14 protein-coding genes are annotated in these 15,965 nt (G+C 68.7%); 5 read left to right on the top strand and 9 right to left on the bottom strand.

The genetic code is table 11. The features are described 5' to 3' along the window. Positions 1-40 precede the first annotated feature (40 nt). The 5 genes from U3653_RS13980 to U3653_RS13960 all read right to left on the bottom strand — a co-directional run bounded on the left by U3653_RS13980 (position 41) and on the right by U3653_RS13960 (position 5,769). Positions 41-1,042 (bottom strand): VWA domain-containing protein, encoded by a 1,002-nt coding sequence (locus U3653_RS13980; protein ID WP_195080172.1) that lies wholly within the window; start codon positions 1,040-1,042, stop codon positions 41-43. Beyond that, positions 1,039-1,998 carry a DUF58 domain-containing protein gene (locus U3653_RS13975; RefSeq protein WP_195080173.1) on the bottom strand — a complete coding sequence of 320 codons (960 nt, stop codon included), beginning with the start codon at positions 1,996-1,998 and terminating at the stop codon, positions 1,039-1,041. The genes U3653_RS13980 and U3653_RS13975 overlap by 4 nt, the downstream gene beginning before the upstream one ends. Positions 1,999-2,024: 26 nt before the next feature. Then, positions 2,025-3,206 carry a chaperone MoxR1 gene (gene moxR1, locus U3653_RS13970; protein ID WP_195080174.1) on the bottom strand — a complete coding sequence of 394 codons (1,182 nt, stop codon included), beginning with the start codon at positions 3,204-3,206 and terminating at the stop codon, positions 2,025-2,027. A gap of 132 nt (positions 3,207-3,338) precedes the next feature. Then, a complete protein-coding gene (locus U3653_RS13965) occupies positions 3,339-4,757 on the bottom strand; it encodes an NlpC/P60 family protein (RefSeq protein ID WP_195080175.1) in 1,419 nt (472 codons plus the stop codon). A gap of 418 nt (positions 4,758-5,175) precedes the next feature. Beyond that, positions 5,176-5,769, bottom strand: a complete 594-nt coding sequence (locus U3653_RS13960) for an Rv1476 family membrane protein (protein ID WP_195080176.1) — start codon at positions 5,767-5,769, stop codon at positions 5,176-5,178. Positions 5,770-6,055: 286 nt separating this feature from the next. Between U3653_RS13960 and U3653_RS13955 the strand changes: the two genes are divergently transcribed. Together U3653_RS13955 and U3653_RS13950 are read left to right on the top strand one after the other, a co-directional pair. After that, on the top strand, positions 6,056-8,875 hold the full coding sequence (locus tag U3653_RS13955) for an aconitate hydratase (protein ID WP_195080177.1): 2,820 nt from the start codon (positions 6,056-6,058) through the stop codon (positions 8,873-8,875). A 205-nt stretch (positions 8,876-9,080) separates the two neighbouring features. Next, positions 9,081-9,647, top strand: coding sequence for a TetR/AcrR family transcriptional regulator (locus U3653_RS13950; RefSeq protein ID WP_067801764.1), 567 nt, complete (start codon positions 9,081-9,083; stop codon positions 9,645-9,647). Positions 9,648-9,659: 12 nt separating this feature from the next. Here the strand turns inward: U3653_RS13950 and U3653_RS13945 are convergent, their stop codons facing one another. Further along, positions 9,660-10,454 carry a hypothetical protein gene (locus U3653_RS13945; RefSeq protein WP_195080178.1) on the bottom strand — a complete coding sequence of 265 codons (795 nt, stop codon included), beginning with the start codon at positions 10,452-10,454 and terminating at the stop codon, positions 9,660-9,662. Between the two features lie 159 nt (positions 10,455-10,613). Continuing rightward, positions 10,614-11,120: a MarR family winged helix-turn-helix transcriptional regulator gene (locus tag U3653_RS13940; RefSeq protein WP_195080179.1), complete on the bottom strand. Its 507-nt coding sequence runs from the start codon at positions 11,118-11,120 to the stop codon at positions 10,614-10,616. A gap of 71 nt (positions 11,121-11,191) precedes the next feature. Between U3653_RS13940 and U3653_RS13935 the strand changes: the two genes are divergently transcribed. From U3653_RS13935 to U3653_RS13925, 3 genes are all read left to right on the top strand, one after another. Then, a complete protein-coding gene (locus U3653_RS13935; RefSeq protein WP_195080180.1) occupies positions 11,192-11,695 on the top strand; it encodes a cupin domain-containing protein in 504 nt (167 codons plus the stop codon). A gap of 377 nt (positions 11,696-12,072) precedes the next feature. After that, positions 12,073-12,528, top strand: coding sequence for a hypothetical protein (locus U3653_RS13930; protein ID WP_195080181.1), 456 nt, complete (start codon positions 12,073-12,075; stop codon positions 12,526-12,528). A gap of 44 nt (positions 12,529-12,572) precedes the next feature. Continuing rightward, positions 12,573-13,502 carry an MvdC/MvdD family ATP grasp protein gene (locus tag U3653_RS13925; RefSeq protein ID WP_323123984.1) on the top strand — a complete coding sequence of 310 codons (930 nt, stop codon included), beginning with the start codon at positions 12,573-12,575 and terminating at the stop codon, positions 13,500-13,502. A gap of 430 nt (positions 13,503-13,932) precedes the next feature. Here the strand turns inward: U3653_RS13925 and U3653_RS13920 are convergent, their stop codons facing one another. Next, a complete protein-coding gene (locus U3653_RS13920) occupies positions 13,933-14,163 on the bottom strand; it encodes a helix-turn-helix domain-containing protein (protein ID WP_039798685.1) in 231 nt (76 codons plus the stop codon). Positions 14,164-14,244: 81 nt separating this feature from the next. Continuing rightward, a complete protein-coding gene (locus U3653_RS13915; RefSeq protein ID WP_067801780.1) occupies positions 14,245-15,876 on the bottom strand; it encodes an ABC-F family ATP-binding cassette domain-containing protein in 1,632 nt (543 codons plus the stop codon). Positions 15,877-15,965: the final 89 nt, after the last annotated feature.

Here is a 15,965-nt window from a genome sequence, read left to right as displayed (position 1 = left end):
GGCTCGCGGTATTCGCCTGCGCGCCTTGGCGTTCGCAGCGCTAAGGCAAACGCTGGCGATACACCAAGCCGATCACCACTCCCGCCGCCACGACCACCAGTCCGAGCAGCAACCACGGGCGGCTGGCGTCGCCTCTGGTCAGCTCGTACCCGATCTGTTGCTCCAAGGTGTCGTAGACCTTGGTCAACTCCTGCAGTGACGACGCGGTGTAGAACTCCCCGCTGGACAGCCGCGCTATCTCGCGCATGGCGTCGTCGTCCACCTCGACGCGCACCTGATCCTTGCTGCCGTCCTCCCGGGGGATCTCGACGACGCCCCAGCGGGTGCCGAAGGAGATGGTCGAGATCGGGACGTTCTTGCTCTTGGCCAGCCGGGCGGCGACGTACTCGTGCCGGGGGTTGTCGACGTCCTTGAAATCCGGAACGGTCTGCTTTCCGTCGGACATCAGCACGATCCTGGCGGGCGGCGGCTCCTGGGCTCCGCCGAGCACCGTGGCGAGCGTCTCGATCGCCTGCAGCGCGGTGAGAATGCCCTCCCCGGTGGCCGTGCGCTCGGCCAGCCGCACATTGTCGATCGCGGCCTTGACCGATTCGTGGTTCGTCGTGGGCGAGACCATCACCGAGGCGGTGCCGGCGAAGGTGACGAAGCCGATGTTCACGCCCTCGGGCAGTCCGTCGACGAACTCCTTGCCCGCTTTCTTGGCGACCTGGATGCGGCTCGGGGCCACGTCGGTCGCCTCCATCGACAGCGACACGTCCATCACCAGCATGACGGTCGCGCGGTTGCGCGGGACCTTCTTGACCGCGGTCGGCCCGGCGGCGGCGACGGTGAGGAACGCCAGGCCGACCAGCAGCAGCGCGACGGCCACGTGCCGGAACGGGCCCGGCCGCGACGGAGCGACCTTCTCCAGCAGCTCCATGTTGGTGAACTGCAGCATGTGCTTGCGCCGGTTGCGCTGCACCAGGACGTAGCCGAGCGCGATCAACGCGATGACGACGAGGAATCCGAGCCAGATCTGCGCGGTGAAATGCGAAATACTCACTGACGTGGCACCCGCCCGGTCGGGGCGCCCAGACTGTGGCGCCGGGTGGACACGAACCGGACCACGTCGGCGATCCAGTCCCGATCGGTTCGCAGGGTGAGCACCGGAGCGCCACAGCTGCGCAGGGCCTGTTCGACCTGCTCACGGTGGCGCTGCGCGGCAGCCGCGAAATCGGCGCGCAGGGTGGGGGTCACGCTGAACTCGCGGGTGCGCCCGGTCTCCGGGTCGTGCAGCACGACGTCGCCGATGTCGGGCAACGCCAGGTCGCGAGGGTCGAGCACCTCGACCGCGAGCAGATCGTGCCTGGCCGAGATCGCGCGCAACGAACGCTGCCAATCGATGTCACCCAGGAAATCGCTGATGATCACCGCCAGTCCGCGCTTGCGCTGCGGGCGGCGCAACGATTCGATGCCGCCGCGCAGGTCGCCGCGCACACCGTCGCGGGCATGCGGGGTGGTCGCGATGCTGCGCAGCAGCGACTGCGCGTGGACGCGCCCGCCGCGCGCCGGGATGCGGGTCAACCGTTCGCCGGTGGCGACGACCGCCCCGATCCGGTTGCCGCCGCCACTGGTCAGATGGGTGATGGCGGCCGCGGCGGCGATGGCGAGGTCACGCTTCTGGCAGGCTGCGGTGCCGAAGTCCAGGCTGGCCGACAGATCGACCACCATCCAGGTCTCCAGCTCGCGGTCGGCGATCATCTGCCGCACGTGCGGATGGGTGGTGCGGGCGGTGACCGACCAATCCATCTGGCGCACGTCGTCACCCGGCTGGTAGGCGCGCGCCTCACCCGGCTCGGAGCCGGGGCCGGGGATGAGCCCGAGGTGATCGCCGTGCAGCACGCCGTCGAGCCTGCGGCGCACGGTGAGTTCGAGGGTCTTGAGCGCGACCGTGAGCCTGGGGTCGGTCAACTCCCCCGCGTGGAAGGACGGCGGTGCGTGGGACGGCGACGTCGGCACTGGCGCGACCCGATCCGATGCCGAGGTCACTTCGGCGGAACGGTGCCCGCGGGCTGCGACTGCTGCCCGTTGGGCGGCTGGGGCACGGCCTGCTGCGGCGACGGCGGCTGGGGCGCCTGCTGCGGGCCGCCCTGCGGCGGCGCGGCGGGCACGCCGGGCGCGACCGCCTGCGGGGCGACCTGCGGCAGGCCGACGGTCTGCAGGACGCGCTTGATGACGTCTTCCGGGCTGATCTCGTCGGCGAGCGCGTCATAGGACAGCACCAGGCGATGGCGCAGCACGTCCGGGATCACCTCGACGACGTCCTGCGGCACCACGTAGTCGCGGCCGCGGATCAGCGCGACCGCGCGGGCGGCGGCGATGATGCCGAGGCTGGCGCGCGGCGAGGCGCCGTAGGAGATCCAGCTGGCCACGTCCTGCATGCCGAAATCGGCCGGCTTGCGGGTCGCCGCGATCACGCGGACCACGTAGTCGACCAGGGCGTGGTGCACGAAGGTGTTGGCCGCGACCTTCTGCAGGCGGATCAGATCCTCCGGCTGCAGGATCCGGCTCGCCTCCGGCGGCGTGACGCCCATCCGGTAGATGATCTCGCGCTCTTCCTCCACGGAGGGGTAGTCGACGACGACCTTGAACAGGAAGCGGTCGCGCTGCGCCTCCGGCAGCGGGTACACGCCCTCGCTCTCGATCGGGTTCTGCGTCGCCATGACCAGGAACGGATCCGGCATCGGGTAGGTCTTGCCGCCGATCGACACGTGCCGCTCGGCCATCACCTCGAGCAACGCCGACTGCACCTTGGCCGGCGCGCGGTTGATCTCGTCGGCGAGCACGAAGTTGGCGACGACCGGGCCGAGCTCGGTGTCGAACTCCTCGCGGCCCTGCCGGTAGATACGGGTACCGATGAGGTCGGTCGGCACCAGGTCGGGCGTGAACTGCACGCGGGCGAACGAGCCGCCGACCACCTTGGCGAAGGTCTCCACGGCAAGGGTCTTGGCGATGCCGGGCACACCTTCGAGCAGGACGTGTCCACGTGCGAGCACGCCCACGAGCAGTCGCTCGACCAGGCGATCCTGGCCCACGATCACCCGCTTGACCTCGTAGATCGCCTTCTCCAGGGTCTGGACGTCACGCTCGAGGGTGCTGGGCGTGGAGACCGGCGCACCCTTCGCCGAGTTCGCTCCGCTCACACCGTCCGTCGAAGTCACCAACATCCCCGCTTTCGCCTTGGTCCTGTGCGTGCTGCCACAACTATTCCAGGTAATCACCGCCTGTGCCGCAACCGGACCCGACAGAATGGGAATTCCGCGGTGCCACGGCCGGGCCGAGCACCCGGAATGTCCGGATCAAGAGACGATGCGCACCGCGAACGGCATGATGCCGCCCTCGCGGACGGGGGACACCTTCACCACGTCGCCGGACTCCGGCGCCTCCACCATCTTCCCGTCGCCGAGATACAGCGCCACGTGCTGACTGCCGTTCGGCCCCCAGAACAGCATGTCGCCGCGCTCGCGATCGCCGACCGGCACGCGGGTGCCCGCGTTGTACTGGTAGCCGCTGTAGTGCGGCAGCGATACCCCGATGCCGGCGAACGCGTAGACCATCAGCCCGGAGCAGTCGAAGCCGACTTTGTCGAAGTCCCCGTAACTGTCGGCGACGCCGCCGTCCCGGATGCCTCGCGTCGGCCCGTCCTCGTCGCCGCCACCCCAGGCGTAGGTGACGCCGAGCTGGGACATGGCGCGATCGACCACGATCTCGATCGCCGACGAACCGCCGACATCGGGTGATTTCGGTCGAGGCGCGCTCCGCCGCGGCGGCGGGGAATCGTCCAGTTGGGTGTGCGGGCGCTTGCCCGCGCCGAGTTCGGCCGCGCGATCCTGGGCTGCCCGGTCGGCGGCCGCGCGGGCGGCGGCTGCCGCGGCGGCGGCCCGGACCGCGGCCTCCTCGGCTCTGCGCAACGCGTCCCAGGCGAGGAAGGCCTCGCGCTGATCCTGCAGGCCCGCCACGTTCCGCCGCGCCTGATCCAGGCGGCCCTGCGCGTCCTGGCGCTGCCGCAGCAGGTCGTCGCGCTGGGCGGTCTGCCGGTCGAGTTCGGCCTTGGCGGCGGCGACCGCGTGCTCGGCGTCGGCCTTGCGCGCGGCGGCGACCGCGGCGGCCGCGTCGGCGTCCGACTTCGCCCGCCGCGCCGTGGAGTTCTTGTTGCCTTGGTCGATCTGCGCGCGCCGCAGGCTGTCCAGCACCTGCTGGCGGTTCTTCGACACCAGCGCGAGGAGCTGGGCCCGGTCCAGGGCGACCGCGGGGGTGGCCGCGGCGAGGTAGGTGACCATCGAGTCCGAGCCAGGGTTGGTATAGACCTGCGTGGCGAACTGATCGAAGTTGTGCCGCGCCTGGCCCACCTTCGCCGCGGCGTCGGCCAAGGCGATCTGGGTGTCCACCACCACGGCCGCGGCCGCGTCGGCGGCGTCGCGCGCGTCCTGCAGGTCGACCAGAGCCTTGTTCACGTCCTCCCGGCGCTGCGCGACGGCGTCGTCGAGTTCCCCCAGCTGGTGATCGACCGCGGCGACCTGGTTGATCAGGGACCCGACCTCGGCGACCCCGGCGTCGACCTGCGCTCCGGCCTGCGCGATCTGGCCGTCGCTGGGATTTGGCGGAGGAGGCGGGACAGCCACTACCGGCCCAGCCGTGACCACTACAGCCACCGAGATCAGCAAACCAACAGCGACCGATAGTCGGCGCCGAGCGATCAGCCCGCCGTCGTTGCGCATCGCACCTCCAAGGGACCGGATACCGGTAATCCTCAAGGCATCAGGCGAACCATGCCGCACTTTGGTCGACAGATGGCCTCTGAAGACACATATTCCCCATCAGGGACGAATCGAACCGTATGACACTTACGTCACTCTCGCCCCCATTTCCTTCATTGCCCGAAATTTGCCAAACTTTGAACTATCTTTCGTAGGCAAAACCAGACCAACCGCTCGGAAAAGTAGCGCTGCGGATGCTGACGCCCCGCTCAACCCCCATATATGACCTCGGGGGTCTTCGCATCCAGCGAAGGCCACAGACCGCTCGGACAGTCGCGTCAGGAAATCCGCCCGGCGATGAACGACACGCCGTTCCGGCGCGCGAGACCTCGAAAACCGACCGGGCCGAGCCCCCGGGCACAGTCGGCGCCGCGTGGCGCTAGTGGGCGCGAGCCTCCGGCGAGCGTTGTTCGGCGGCTCCCCGATCGCTCGCCACCCGCTCCGGCTCCGCGTCGTTCGTCTCCCGCCGCGCCTTGACCCAGTACAGTCCGGCGATGACCGCCACCGTCCCGGCCAGCAGCACGCAGGTGATCGCGGTCCAGGACATCGACTCCGGGGTCTCCAAGCGACTGGCGAAGATGCTCGCGGCTTCCCCGCTCTTGCCCTGCGTGCCCTTGGCGGCGTCCTCGGCCCACTCCAGCCGCACGCGGCTGATCGTGTCGCTGTAGGTGCCCACCCAGTCGTCGCTGAGGACGACCACGGTGCCGTGCTGCGTCTTGCCCACTTCGGTGGCCAGGTCCCGTAGGCTCGAGTCGTGTCCTGGATTGCCGGGGACGACCACGATGCTCAGCGGGATTCCGTGCGATCGCGCCTCCGCGGCGATGGCGGCCAGTTCGGTCTTGTCCTTACCCGTCAGCGTCGCTACGTGATCGTCGGCCAGATCGGCGGTGAGCTTGCGCACGGTGTCGGTGGTGACATTGGGCGGCAATTCGGCGGCCATAGGGGTGAAAACCGAGTTGAGCGGGGCGGTCATCTTCCATCCGGTCTGTCGAGCCGCATCGGCAACCGAAGCGACGGGCATCCAACACTGCAGGGCGAGCAAGATCCCCCTTGCTGGCTCGAATGCACAGTACGCGACGGAGTGTCGCATCCCGCGCGCACGGCACGCCGAACCGCCCCCAGGTGTTTCACAGGACAAGCGTACTGTTAAGGTCGTAGCCGCGAGGAACCGGCGCTCGAGCGGCGCCGGAGCACCTCCGAAGACTCGGCCGCCGGCACAGCCCCGCCGGTGGCCGCCCTCACAGACGAGTGGAGCTGACGTGACGACAAGTATCGATACTTTCGGCGCCAAGGGCACCCTCGAGGTGGGAAGCAACTCCTACGAGATCTTCCGCCTCTCCGCCGTGCCCGGCACCGAGAAACTCCCCTACGCACTGAAGGTCCTCGCGGAGAACCTCCTCCGCACCGAGGACGGCGCCAACATCACCGCCGATCACATCCGCGCCATCGCGAACTGGGATCCGACGGCGCAGCCGAACACCGAGATCCAGTTCACGCCCGCCCGCGTCATCATGCAGGACTTCACCGGCGTGCCGTGCATCGTCGACCTCGCCACCATGCGCGAGGCCGTGGCCACCCTCGGCGGCGACCCGGACAAGGTGAACCCGCTCGCGCCCGCCGAGATGGTCATCGACCACTCCGTCATCATCGACGTCTTCGGCCGCGCCGACGCTTTCGAGCGCAACGTCGACATCGAATACCAGCGCAACGGTGAGCGCTACCAGTTCCTGCGCTGGGGCCAGACCGCGTTCGACGACTTCAAGGTCGTTCCGCCGAGCACCGGCATCGTGCACCAGGTCAACATCGAGCACCTGGCCCGCGTCGTCATGGTCCGCAACGGCCAGGCCTACCCCGACACCTGCGTCGGCACCGACTCGCACACCACCATGGTCAACGGCCTCGGCGTCCTCGGCTGGGGCGTCGGCGGCATCGAGGCCGAGGCGGCCATGCTCGGCCAGCCCGTCTCGATGCTGATCCCGCGCGTCGTCGGCTTCAAGCTGACCGGTGAGATCCAGCCGGGCGTGACCGCCACCGACGTGGTGCTCACCGTCACCGACATGCTGCGCAAGCACGGCGTGGTCGGCAAGTTCGTCGAGTTCTACGGCAAGGGCGTCGCCGAGGTGCCGCTGGCCAACCGCGCCACCCTGGGCAACATGAGCCCCGAATTCGGCTCCACCGCGGCGATCTTCCCGATCGACGACGTGACCGTCGACTACCTGCGCCTGACCGGCCGCTCCGACGAGCAGGTCGCGCTGGTCGAGGCGTACGCCAAGGAGCAGGGCCTCTGGCACGATCCCGACACCGAGCCCGCCTACTCCGAGTACCTCGAGCTGGATCTGAGCACCGTGGTGCCGTCCATCGCGGGCCCGAAGCGCCCGCAGGACCGCATCCTGCTGTCGGAGTCGAAGATCGCCTTCCGCAAGGACATCCACAACTACACCAACGACGCGGAGAGCGGCCCCGCCGCCGACACCCCGCACAGCAAGCTGGACGAGGCCGTCGAGGAGTCCTTCCCGGCCAGCGACCCGGCTGTGCTGTCCTTCGCCGACGACGGCGCCGAGTCGGTTGCGTCGGCCGCCAACGGCGCCGAGGGCCGTCCGTCCAAGCCGGTGCGGGTGCGCAGCGAGGAGTACGGCGACTTCGTGCTCGACCACGGCGCCGTCGTGGTCGCCTCGATCACCTCCTGCACCAACACCTCCAACCCGTCGGTCATGCTCGGCGCCGCCCTGCTGGCCCGTAACGCGGTGGAGAAGGGCCTGACCCGCAAGCCGTGGGTGAAGACCTCCATGGCGCCGGGCTCGCAGGTCGTCAACGGCTACTACGAGAAGGCCGGCCTGTGGCCGTACCTGGACAAGCTGGGCTTCAACCTGGTCGCGTTCGGTTGCGCCACCTGCATCGGCAACACCGGCCCGCTGCCGGAGGAGATCTCCAAGGCGGTCAACGACAACGATCTCACCGTCACCGCGGTGCTGTCGGGCAACCGTAACTTCGAAGGCCGCATCTCCCCCGACGTGAAGATGAACTACCTGGCCTCCCCGCCGCTGGTCATCGCGTACGCGCTCGCGGGAACCATGGACTTCGACTTCGAGAACGACCCGCTGGGCAAGGACACGGAGGGCAACGACGTCTTCCTGAAGGACATCTGGCCCTCGCCGCAGGAGATCCAGGACACCATCGACCGGGTCATCAGCCGCGACATGTTCCTCGAGGACTACAAGGACGTGTTCCGGGGCGACGAGCGCTGGCGCAGCCTGCCCACCCCGGAGGGCAAGACCTTCGAGTGGGACGCCGAGTCGACCTACGTGCGCAAGCCCCCGTACTTCGACGGCATGCCGCAGACGCCGGAGCCGGTCACCGACATCAAGGGCGCCAGGGTGCTGGCGCTGCTCGGCGACTCGGTCACCACCGACCACATCTCCCCGGCGGGCAACATCAAGCCGGGCACCCCGGCCGCGCAGTACCTGGAGGCCAACGGCGTCGAGCGCAAGGACTACAACTCCTACGGCTCGCGGCGCGGCAACCACGAGGTGATGATCCGCGGCACCTTCGCCAACATCCGGCTGCGCAACCAGTTGCTCGACGACGTCTCGGGCGGTTACACCCGCGACTTCACCCAGCCCGGTGGTCCGCAGGCGTTCATCTACGACGCCTCGCAGAACTACCAGGCCGCGGGCATCCCGCTGGTCGTGCTCGGCGGCAAGGAGTACGGTTCTGGCTCCTCGCGCGACTGGGCCGCCAAGGGCACCAGCCTGCTGGGCGTGAAGGCGGTCATCACCGAGTCGTTCGAGCGCATCCACCGCTCCAACCTCATCGGCATGGGCGTCATCCCGCTGCAGTTCCCGGCGGGCGAGTCGGCCGCGTCGCTGAAGCTGGACGGCACCGAGACCTTCGACATCGAGGGCATCACCCAGCTGAACGAGGGTGTCACCCCCAAGACCCTGAAGGTCACCGCCACCAAGGAGAACGGTGACAAGATCACCTTCGACGCGGTGGTTCGCATCGACACCCCCGGTGAGGCCGACTACTACCGCAACGGCGGCATCCTGCAGTACGTGCTGCGCAATATGATCCGGGCCTGATTGCTCCGCCTTCGGCGGCGCGTGTTCGTAGGACTCGCTCCCGGAGGAGTCGCGATCGCGCGGGCGGCGACGGCTCCATGAGCGCCAGTGCTCCGGATCCGTTGTCGCCGGCGCTCGGATCACGCTCGCCTCGCTCGTACTGTGAGAACCCCCGCATCGGTGGACCGCCGATGCGGGGGTCCGTGTTTCCCCGCTGGAGGATTCCGTGCCCAAGGTCAGTGACGATCACCTCGCCGCCCGGCGCAGCCAGATCCTCGACGGAGCGCGCCGCTGCTTCGCCGAGTACGGCTACGACGGCGCCACCGTGCGTCGGCTCGAGGAGGAGATCGGGCTGTCCAGGGGCGCCATCTTCCACCACTTCCGCGACAAGGACGCGTTGTTCTTCGCCCTCGCCCAGGAGGACGCCGAACGCATGGCCGACGTCGCGGCCAATCAGGGCATCGTGCAGGTGATGCGCGACATGCTCGCCCACCCCGAGCAGTTCAACTGGCTCGGAACGCGTTTGGAGATCGCGCGGCGGCTGCGCACCGATCCCGAGTTCCGGGCCGGATGGACCCAGCGTTCGGCCGAACTCACCGCCGCGACCCTGGCCCGCCTGGAACGCCGCAAGGCCGCGGGCGCGCTGCGCGACGACGTGCCGACCGACGTGCTGCTCGGCTACCTCGACCTCGTGCTCGACGGTTTGATCGCCCGCATCGCCTCCGGCCACACCAACGAGAACCTGTCCGCTGTCCTGGATCTGGTCGAAGCCTCCGTCCGCCGCAAGCAGTGACGGCGGCTCCGGCTAGTACGTCGCGTTGAGGTACTCCGCGGCGTGGGTGGTCCACAGGACGTTCGTGCCCGGCATGTTTCGTCCGGAATAGAGCACGTGCTGGCCGTCGGGCCACGGCGTCAGATAGCCGACGACACCGCGCACGGCGGTCGTGTAGCGCCCGAGGTTCGCGATCGGGTCGCGCAGCAGGATTTCGAGCAGTTCGGCGAAGATCAGCGGCGCGACATCGCCGATCCGGGCGCCTTCCACGAAGGAGAACGGCGAGATGCCCACGTCGATGATGCGCAACGGCGAATCCGCCGGGGACGCGGTGATGATGTCGCCCGGGTTGGCGTACTCACGGACGTCGACCGAGGCCGGCCACGCTCCGCGCTGCCCGTGCAGGCCGAACGTATTCGCCGGGCAGAGGTTCGCGACCGACTGCCCGGCTCGGCGCAGCGGATTGGCGATGTTCACCACGAAGGCGATCTCCAGCGGCGAGCCGTCGGTGTTCTGGTACTTTCCCGACCGCACGCCCTCCAGGATCCGGCTGGCGCAGATGCCGCCGAGCGAATAGCTCAGCAGGCCGCAGACATTCGGCGAGTCCTGGATCGCCCGCACGCCTGCGGCGATGCCGAGCCGCACCGACGTCTCCAGCGAAGAACCCCAGACCTCCGGCACGGGGCCGACGGAAGCGGGCCAATCCGGTTCGAAGCAGCTGAACTTGCCGGTGTCGAGTAGTTTGGCGACCTCGTGCAGCATGCCCGCGGGCGTTCCGTCGGAGTTGCGCGGCTCCCCGGTGCCGCGGAGAGTGATGATGTCGATCATCGTGGCCTCCTTGCCCACCGCACCGACCCCTTCGGCACGGAATCTCAAGGTAGAGCAGGGACGCCGTCTCGGCACGAGTATCGGGCTACCTCATCGCGGCACGAGTTCTCGCATGTAAAGCGCGATTCGACGAGCCGAAGGGTGCGTGAGCTACCGCGGCTACGCGTCCGGCTCCATGCTGCTGAGCAGGATGCGCGCGAGCCGGTCCAGTTCCTGTCGTTCCCCCGCGGTGAGCACCGACAGCATCCGCGTCTCGTTGGCGGTGTGCTCGGTGACCACGGTGTCGACCAGTTCCCGCCCCGCGTCGGTGAGCCCGACGCGCACCGCCCTGCGGTCCTGCGGGTCCGCGACGCGCCGCACCAGTCCCGCCGACTCGAGCCGGTCCAGCCGTCCGGTCATGCCCGCCCGCGACAGCATCAGCGTGTCGGCGAGCACCGACGGATTCAGCTCGAACGGCGCGCCCGAACGGCGTAGCGCGGCAAGCACGTCGAACTCGCCGCGCTGCAGGCCGTGCTTGCCGAACACCGCCTCGATCTCCCGCTGAGCCACCAGCAACAGCCTGCCCAGACGTCCGGCCACGGCCATCGCCTCCAGATCGAGGTCGGGTCGTTCCCGCTTCCACTGCGCCACGATCGCGTCCACGGCGTCCGTTTTCCGCTCGGTCATGGACAGGATCTTATTCGCCAGGATATAGTTCGGTGTCGAATTATCAATCACCGAATCAATTGGAGGCTCCGATGACCATTCCCGCCCCGCGCAAGGACGCCGCGATCCGTCAGCCACAGGACGCGGAGACCCTGCGCACCACGTCGGTCACCATGCGCCTGCTGATCGACGCCGAGGAGGCGGGCGGCGGGCTGAGCACGCTGGAGGTGGCGATGGATCGCGGAGCGGACGGCGCGGCGCCGCACTATCACACGCTTTCCGACGAGCTGTTCTATGTCGCGGAAGGCGAACTGGAACTGCTCGCCGGTGACCGCATCGTCACCGTCGGCGCGGGCGGTTCGATCGTGGTCCCGAAATTCATGCCGCACGCCTTCGGCGCCGCACCGGACAGCACCGCGCGAATCCTCATCGCGCTCACGCCCGGTGTGCAGCGCTTCGAGTACTTCCGGCTGCTGGAACGAATCGCCGCGGGCGAATCCCCGCTGACCGATCTGGCCGCCGCGCAGGACGAGTTCGACAATCACTTCGTGGACGCCCCCGCTTGGTGGGCGCAGCGCAACGCGCACCGGAACTGAACTCGGCGCGCGATTCCCGCTCGCCCGCAGCCGATTTCGAGCGAGTCGGGCCCAACATAAGGCGGCGCTGACACGACGCGCGCCCATGCGGTGGCCACGCGCCGGGTGCGCCGATGGGGACGAAAGCACAGATGCACAGCCGCCAATACCGGGCTATGAGCAGCGTCGGCGCATCACCGGAGATCAGCTGTGCGGTTGCTCTGTAAGTATTTCCACGCTACCGGAAAACTTTCGGAACTCGGCCGGTATAGATCGGAATTCCGTTTGCCACGGGCCGCGAAATATCGCGATCCGAGCCGATCGCAGCACATATCGCGATATGATCGCTCACACGCTTGGGGGTCGTGGCAAATCGTGAGCAGATCGGAGAAACGGCTATGACCGACGCAATCCACCTTCCTGGGACGACGCCGAAGGCCGACCGCGTTCCTCCGCTCCAGGGCCTGCTGGTCGCGGAATCGGACCGGCAGATCAGCGTGCGCGTCGCCGAGGGAACGTGGACCTTCAGTCGGTCCGATGTGCTGCGGGTGGTCGATTCCGCCGCGCCGCACGCCGATCAGGACGGGCGTCCGGTGCTGGTGGACATTCGGGCGGGCGCCACCGCCGATTTCACTCGCAGGCTGCGGATCGACCTGGTCGATCGGCCGATGACCATCCCGGAGTCGCCGTCGGAGGCCCTCGGCGACGAGCAGTTGCGTCAGCTCACCGAAACCTGGGCCGACCGCCTGCAACTCGTCGACTGCCCGAGTGCGGGCGGGGCGACGTTCACCTACTGCCAGACCAAGTCGATGAACGGCAGCGACGACGGCATCAACTGCGACAGCCTCGACTGAGCGGCAGGCGGATGACCGCACGCCTGCGCGGTTCGGTCCTGATCGTGTCCGAATCCGATGATCTACACGCCACCGCGATGGCGGCGACGCTGCGAGAACATCACGGGCTCGCTCCGATCCACCTCGACCTTCGCGATTTCCCCCGGGAGTCCGGCAGCTTCCGGCTGGACCGCCTCGGCACCACACGCTCGCTGTCGCACCTGATCGGCCTCGACGACGTGCGGTCGGTGTGGTGGCGGCGCCCGCACCACGCGCAGGTGCCCGCGGGGGTCCGCGCCTCGGACAATGATTTTCGCCAGGCCGAGTGCGACGGATTCATCCAGGGGCTGCTGTGGTCCATCCCCGCCTTCTGGGTCAACGACCCGGGCGCCGACCGCACCGCGGCACGCAAGATCGTCCAGCTGGAGACGGCGCTGCGGGCCGGGTTCGCGGTGCCGGAGACGTTGATCACCAACGATCCCGAGGAGGCGCGCAGCTTCGTCGAATCCAGGCCGGGCCCGGTGGTTTACAAGCGCACCGGCACCAGCAGGGCGGAATTCGCCGAGACCAGGATCATCGGCAGGAACGATTTCGGCAGGCTTGCCGCGATCCGTTCGGCGCCGACCACCTTCCAGGACTACGTCGACGCCACCTGCGATCTGCGCGTGGTCTGGGTGGACGGGGTCGAATGGACCGTGCGCATCGACTCGCAGGCCGGCGTCGGCAAGGTCGACTCCCGCCTGGACACGTCGGTCGACTTCACACGCGATCACCTGCCCGCGTCGGTGAGCAAGTCACTGGCCACGCTGATGGGCGCGCTCGGATTGTCCTTCGGCGTGCTCGACATTCGGCTCGGGCGCGACGGCGAGTACTACTTCCTCGAGGTCAACCCGCAGGGCCAGTTCGCCTACTTGGAGATCAAGACCGGGCTGCCGATCTTCCGCAGCCTGGCCAACCTGCTGGTGGACGGCGACGGCACGGTCGAGGGCTACTGAGCCCGGCCCCAGGGCCGCGGCGCGACCGAGGACCGGAACGCCGCGCCGCGGCGCACGGTGGCGGACTGCGCATCCGACCGCACCGGGACAGCAGCCGCCGAACCTCCGTCGACGGACGGGATTCACCGCCTGCGAAGACCCATGAGTTCGCCGAGAGCATTCCATCGGTCCGCGACCTCGGCGGGCAACTGCGCGCCGATCCGTCCGGCCCGACAGCACCCGGTTCGGCGCGACGACCAGCGGCGACGAGGTGCCCGGATTGCGTTGCGGCGTGGCTCGATCGGCCGGTGGACGTGCGCCCGGCAACCCGGGCATCGACGCCGCCGTGCGGCTCGGCGAGGTAGGTGTCCGGTGCACGGCCGTCGACGTCGATCCGGTCGAGCGCTCGCCCGGGCGGCCGCGTAGCCGCCCGGCGTCACACCGTTACGCGCTATTGGCTCTTGCGGCGATTGGCTCCGCCCCGGCTGCGGAGCTGCACGTGTGACTCCACCAGCACGTTGTGGATGAAGCCGTAGGAGCGGCCGGTGGACCGCGCCAGTGACCGGATGCTCGCACCCGCCTCGTATTGCTTCTTCAGCTGGGTTTGTAGGCGGTCGCGTGACTTCCCGGTGACGCGTGTGCCCTTACCCAATGTGGCCTTGCTTTGTGGCCTGTCGCTCATGGCTTCCTCCGAGTCGCCGAGCAGCGTCTTTCCAGGCTAAGCACTCAGCAGGCCGTGATCAACGGGTACCTGTGATGAATCTCACGCGAGCTGAATAAGTTCCAGGTATTCGGCCGACCAATGGTCTTCCGTCCCGTCCGGGAGCAAGATCACGCGTTCCGGAGACAACGCCTCCGCTGCGCCCGGATCGTGCGTCACCAGCACCACCGCGCCCGCATAGGTGCGCAGGGCGTCGAGCACCTGTTCCCGCGACACCGGGTCCAGATTGTTCGTCGGCTCGTCCAGCAGCAACACGTTCGCCGCCGAGGAGACCAGTCCGGCCAGCGCGAGCCGGGTCTTCTCACCGCCCGACAGCGTGCCCGCGGGCTGGTCGAGCTGCGGACCGGAGAACATGAACGCGCCAAGCAGGCCGCGCAGATCCTGCTCACCCGCGTCCGGCGCGGCGTGGCGGATGTTCTCCCACACGGTGGCGTTGTCGTCGAGGGTGTCGTGCTCCTGGGCGAAGTAGCCGATCTTCAGACCGTGCCCGGGCACCAGACCGCCCGCCGTCGGCTGCTCGACTCCGGCCAGCAGACGCAGCAGCGTCGTCTTGCCCGCGCCGTTGAGCCCGAGCACCACCACCCGGCTACCGCGGTCGATCGCGAGGTCGACGCCGGTGAAGATCTCCAGCGAGCCGTAGACCTTGGTCAGGTTCTCCGCCATCAGCGGCGTCTTGCCGCAGGCCGCCGGCTCGGGGAACTTGATCCGGGCGACCTTGTCGGCGACGCGCACGTCGTCGAGTTCGGCCAGCAGGCGATCGGCGCGCTTGGCCATGTTCTGTGCCGCAGTGGCTTTCGTGGCCTTGGCGCCGAGCTTGGCCGCCTGGGCGCGCAGCGCGCTCGCCTTCTTCTCGGCGTTCGCGCGTTCCCTGCGCCTGCGCTGCTCGTCGGTGGCGCGCGCGTCCAGGTACTTCTTCCAGCCCATGTTGTAGACGTCGGCCTCGCCGCGCACCGCGTCCAGGAACCACACCTTGTTCACCACGTCGGCGAGCAGATCCACGTCGTGGCTGATGACGATCAGACCGCCGTCGTGGTTCTGCAGGAAACCACGCAGCCAGGTGATGGAGTCGGCGTCGAGGTGGTTGGTCGGCTCGTCCAGCAGCAGGATGGTGTCGGAGCGCCCGCCGCTGCCGTCGGAAGCGGCGAACAGGATGCGCGCCAACTCGATTCGGCGCCGCTGACCACCGGAGAGCGTGCGCAACGGCTGGCCGAGCACCCGGTCGGGCAGGCCGAGGCTGTGGCAGATGCGCGCGGCCTCGCTCTCGGCGACGTAACCGCCCAGCGCCGAGAAACGTTCTTCGAGGCGGCCGTACTTGCGCACCGCCTTCTCCCGCTCCTTGTCGTCGGCGACCTCGGCCATCAGCGCCTGCTGCTTCTCCATCTCCCGGATCAGCGTGTCCAGGCCGCGCGCGGACAGCACCCGGTCGCGAGCCAGCACGTCCAGGTTGCCCTCGCGCGGATCCTGCGGCAGATAGCCGATGTCGCTGGAGCGCAGGATCTTGCCCGCGTACGGCTCGCCCTCGCCGGCGAGGATGCGCAACGTGGTGGTCTTCCCCGCGCCGTTGCGCCCGACCAACCCGATCCGGTCGCCCGCCTGCACCCGCAGCGCCGGTCCGGGAGCGGACAGCAGGGTGCGGACTCCGGCCCGGACCTCCAGGTCGGTCGCGGTGATCACAAACTTCTCCTCGGGGGATCGTGGTGCTGGACGCGTGCTCGATTGTGCGAGCCGACGCGCACGAGAACCACCGATTTTACCCGGGACGG

This window comes from Nocardia implantans, assembly GCF_035544775.1.
GTDB classification, from domain to species: Bacteria; Actinomycetota; Actinomycetes; order Mycobacteriales; family Mycobacteriaceae; genus Nocardia; species Nocardia implantans.
Note: the sequence above shows the minus strand (reverse complement) of the source record. Positions and strands in the feature narration are given on the sequence as shown.

Bases quoted from the DNA above. Each gene is read 5' to 3' on its own strand.
- moxR1 (WP_195080174.1), bottom strand. From the start codon at position 3,206: ATGTTGGTGACTTCGACGGACGGTGTGAGCGGAGCGAACTCGGCGAAG.
- U3653_RS13965 (WP_195080175.1), bottom strand. From the start codon at position 4,757: ATGCGCAACGACGGCGGGCTGATCGCTCGGCGCCGACTATCGGTCGCT.
- U3653_RS13960 (WP_195080176.1), bottom strand. From the start codon at position 5,769: ATGACCGCCCCGCTCAACTCGGTTTTCACCCCTATGGCCGCCGAATTG.
- U3653_RS13945 (WP_195080178.1), bottom strand. From the start codon at position 10,454: ATGATCGACATCATCACTCTCCGCGGCACCGGGGAGCCGCGCAACTCC.
- U3653_RS13940 (WP_195080179.1), bottom strand. From the start codon at position 11,120: ATGACCGAGCGGAAAACGGACGCCGTGGACGCGATCGTGGCGCAGTGG.
- U3653_RS13935 (WP_195080180.1), top strand. From the start codon at position 11,192: ATGACCATTCCCGCCCCGCGCAAGGACGCCGCGATCCGTCAGCCACAG.
- U3653_RS13930 (WP_195080181.1), top strand. From the start codon at position 12,073: ATGACCGACGCAATCCACCTTCCTGGGACGACGCCGAAGGCCGACCGC.
- U3653_RS13920 (WP_039798685.1), bottom strand. From the start codon at position 14,163: ATGAGCGACAGGCCACAAAGCAAGGCCACATTGGGTAAGGGCACACGC.